Here is a 3,845-nt window from a genome sequence, read left to right on the forward strand (position 1 = left end):
GGCCATCAGATGACGGCGATCGTGCATATTTCGCTGTCAGGACAGTTCGAGAAGACGCTGTCGGATTTCGAGGCGGCAATCAAGCGCTGCCCGAATGTGCTGTCCTGCCACCTGATGTCGGGCGAATACGACTATATCCTGCGCATCGCGGCCAAGGATCTCGTCGACTACGAACGCATCCACAAGGAATGGCTGTCGGCGATGCCGCATGTGACCAAGATCAACTCGTCATTCGCCTTGCGTGAGATCGTCGACCGCACGGCGATGGGCATGAAGCCGGAAATGGCTTAACGCCAAAGGCATACCCGGACGTCCTTCCCAACATAGCATGCCCCTTCGCGGCGAAGGTCTTCCCAGCGTTCGTCACCGTGAGTTTCGGAAACGTCCGAGTTGCTATAGCCTTCCCAAAGATCACCGTCCTTGTAAACAACTGCCCAGTAGTCTTTGGACATTTCACCAGCCCCACTATGCGTATCAGGATAGTCGATACCTGCAAAAACTTGCCGAGGCCCCTGGATATTAAAATCGCCGCCCTTCTCGATTTGATAGTAGCATCTTCCGGATATGCGAGTCTGACCGTCAACAGTAAGCAGGCAGCGGCCCCATTTATAGCCGCTCGGTAAACGATGCTGTGGTTGCGCCTGCGAAGGCGAAACGGAAAACGCAATTGCAAGGGCAGCCGCTGTGGTTCGTCCGATCATCTTATCATCCGTTGTGACGCAGCCAATCCTAGGAGTTACCGGACACTGTTGGATCCGCCCGGAGCGCATGTCGAAACGCCGCGGCATGGTTCCCTTGAAGATCAGACTATTTATCGACCAAGTCGGATTTTTGYCACATGACATTTGCGCTGCTTCGCAGCGGAACAGAAATCCAGCCGGTCTCATTTTCCAAACAGGGTGTTAGGCCTCGGTGACGATCCGATCCATCGGGATGTCGTGCGGCTGCGGGTAGATGGTGGCGATACGCTGCAACTCATAGCCGACGCCGATCACCAGCGGCTTGAACGGCATCGCCGCCAGCGTGCGATCGAAGAACCCGCCGCCATAGCCCAGGCGGTAGTTTCGAGGATCGATGCCGACGATTGGCGCAATGACGATGTCGGGCAGCACCGGATCGCCCTCGGCCGGGATCGGGATGTTCCAGACACCTTTTTCCAGCCGGTCGCCCGGCGCGTAGGGGCGAAAGATCAGCGGCTGACCTTTCTCGATGACAACGGGCAGGGCGGTGCGGCCGCCGCGCGCATTGACGGACGCCATCCATGGGCGCAGGTCCGGCTCGCCGCGAAACGGCCAGTAGAGACTGACCATGCGGCCGACGATCTCGCCGACGATTGCGTCGAGACCTTGCGCAATGCGCTGCGACATCACCGTTCGCGCGTCGGCCGAAACGGCGAGACGCGCGGCGATCAGGCGTTCGCGCTCGGCCTTGCGCCAGCGCCGGACGTCGGTCCAGTCGGCTAGTGGTGTCTGAAACGCGGGATCGAGTTCATGCATGAAGCAGGGAGGAGAGGCATATTGCGCCGGACCTTGGTCGTCATGATTGCTAGCCATGCTTTACCTCATCGCGTATTTGATCACGCTATACCTCGTGACACGATACGACATGTGCGTTCACGACATAGAACGACGAGTCTCAGGCACCTCCCCCGCGTTGCTGCGATGCACAAAAGTACCTACATCTAGCCTAGGCAATCTTGCCCGTTAGCGGTGAATGAGATGAACCACGCCAGCCATCATGTCGTTGTTGTCGGCGCAGGTTTCGGCGGTCTCGAATTCACCCGAGCGCTTGGCGGTGCGCCGGTCCGCATCACCATGATCGACAAGCGTAATCATCACCTCTTCCAGCCGCTGCTCTACCAGGTGGCGACCACGGCGCTGGCGACGTCCGAAATTGCATGGCCGGTCCGCCACCTCCTGCGCAAGCGCAAGGATGTGACGACGCTGCTTGCCAATGTCGTCGGCGTCGATCGCGCCGGCAAGCGCGTGCTGCTCGATGATGGCAGTGCGGTCGCCTATGACACGCTGCTGCTCGCCACCGGCGCGCGCCACGCCTATTTCGGCCACGATGAATGGGAACCTTTCGCGCCCGGCCTGAAGACGCTGGAGGATGCCACCACGGTTCGGCGGCGCATTCTGCTGGCCTTCGAGCAGGCCGAGCGGGAGGCCGATCCCGTCAAGCGCGAGGCGCTGCTGACCATTGCGATCGTCGGTGGCGGGCCGACCGGCGTCGAGCTTGCCGGCACCATCGTCGAACTGGCGCATGACACGCTGCGCGGTGAATTCCGCAACATCGATACACGACAAACGCGTGTCGTGCTCATCGAGGCCGGCGATCGTATTCTGGCCAATTTTGCACCGAGGCTTTCCAACTACGCGGTGAAGGCGCTCGAGCGGCTCGGTGTGACAATCGAACTCGGCCGGGCTGTTACACGGTGCGACGCAGAGGGCGTAGTCTTCGGCGACAGGCACTTGTCGGCAGGCACAATCCTGTGGGCAGCGGGCGTTGCCGCCTCGCCGGCCGCCGAATGGCTAGGCGCGGCGGCGGACCGGGCGGGCAGGGTGCTCGTCGAGCCTGACTTGAGCGTGCCGGGCAGCCCGGAGATTTTCGTCGTCGGCGATGCCGCGCATGTGCTGCGGCCGGACGGGCGGCCCGTTCCCGGCGTGGCTCCGGCCGCCAAGCAGCAGGGCCGCCATGTCGCCGCCACGCTGAAGGCGCGGCTTGCCGGCGACACCGGCCCACGGCCGTTCCGCTACAGGCATGACGGCGACCTCGCCACGATCGGCAAGCGCGCCGCCGTGATTGATTTCGGCTGGATCAAGCTGACCGGCTGGGCGGCATGGTGGCTGTGGGGCATAGCCCACATCTATTTCCTGATCGGCTTTCGCAACCGGCTTGCGGTTTCACTGAGCTGGCTATGGATCTACGCGACGGGCCAGCGCAGCGCGCGGCTGATCACCCAGGGCGACGACGACAAGGGCTGATTTCTTCTCCCCAGACCCGTTCATCCGCACGTCATCTGTTGCTGATCGAGTGGCGTTCCGATGCGCGCAATTTCTTGAATGGACTCGGATGGGTTTCAGCGCAAAGTTCGCTTCGGGGCAGGGCTTGTCACGTCGTCGAAGGAGAAAACATGTCTCGACTGCTCCATCCCGTCTCCCGCCGCGATCTCCTTGGCGGTGCCGCCGCCGCAGGAGCGTTGATCATGCTGCATCCGTTCTCCGCCCGCGCCCAGGCCAACCAGGCCCATCTTCGGATCATGGAAACCACCGACATCCATGTGAACGTGCTGCCTTACGATTACTACGCCGACAAAGCGAACGACACGATGGGCCTGTCGCGCACGGCTTCCCTGATCGACGCAGTGCGCAAGGAAGCCGTCAATTCGATGCTGATCGACAATGGCGACCTGCTGCAGGGCAATCCGATGGGCGACTACATCGCCTATGAGAGGGGCATGAAGGATGGCGACCTGCATCCGATCATGAAGGCCATGAACCTGCTCGGCTACGAATGCTCGACGCTGGGCAACCACGAGTTCAATTACGGCCTGTCGTTCATGGACAAGGTGCTGGCTGGCGCCAATTTCCCCTTTGTCTGCGCCAATTTGATCCGCGGCACCGAGCTTGCTGCGAACCCGCGTGACGACAAGCTTTATCTCAAGCCCTATGTCATCCTCGACAAGAAGATCAGGGACGGGTCAGGCGCCGAGCAGCCGATCAGGATCGGCATCATCGGCTTCGTGCCGCCGCAGATCATGGTCTGGGATCTCAAGAATCTGGAGGGCAACGTCAAGACACGCGACATCGTCGAGGCGGCCAACGCCTGGGTGCCACAGATTAAGG

General features: G+C 61.3%; 5 protein-coding genes. 3 read left to right on the plus strand and 2 right to left on the minus strand.

Annotated features, from left to right (window positions below; translation table 11 throughout):
• Positions 1 to 291, plus strand: a 291-nt coding sequence (locus tag ACXJ7R_RS26980) for an Lrp/AsnC ligand binding domain-containing protein (protein ID WP_457154486.1), incomplete at its 5' end; no start/stop codon positions are given.
• Here ACXJ7R_RS26980 and ACXJ7R_RS26985 read toward each other — a convergent pair.
• Together ACXJ7R_RS26985 and ACXJ7R_RS26990 are read right to left on the minus strand one after the other, a co-directional pair.
• Positions 288 to 701 carry a hypothetical protein gene (locus ACXJ7R_RS26985; protein ID WP_143748960.1) on the minus strand — a complete coding sequence of 138 codons (414 nt, stop codon included), beginning with the start codon at positions 699 to 701 and terminating at the stop codon, positions 288 to 290. The two genes, ACXJ7R_RS26980 and ACXJ7R_RS26985, sit on opposite strands and share 4 nt — an antisense overlap.
• Positions 702 to 902: 201 nt before the next feature.
• Entirely contained in the window at positions 903 to 1,553 is a 651-nt protein-coding gene (locus ACXJ7R_RS26990; protein WP_457154487.1) for a 5-formyltetrahydrofolate cyclo-ligase, read from the minus strand.
• A 165-nt stretch (positions 1,554 to 1,718) separates the two neighbouring features.
• Between ACXJ7R_RS26990 and ACXJ7R_RS26995 the strand changes: the two genes are divergently transcribed.
• Together ACXJ7R_RS26995 and ACXJ7R_RS27000 are read left to right on the plus strand one after the other, a co-directional pair.
• A complete protein-coding gene (locus tag ACXJ7R_RS26995) occupies positions 1,719 to 2,984 on the plus strand; it encodes an NAD(P)/FAD-dependent oxidoreductase (protein ID WP_457154488.1) in 1,266 nt (421 codons plus the stop codon).
• Between the two features lie 149 nt (positions 2,985 to 3,133).
• The coding region (locus ACXJ7R_RS27000) for a metallophosphoesterase (RefSeq protein WP_457154489.1) at positions 3,134 to 3,845 on the plus strand (712 nt) is incomplete at its 3' end.

The organism is Mesorhizobium sp. P5_C1 (assembly GCF_054049815.1).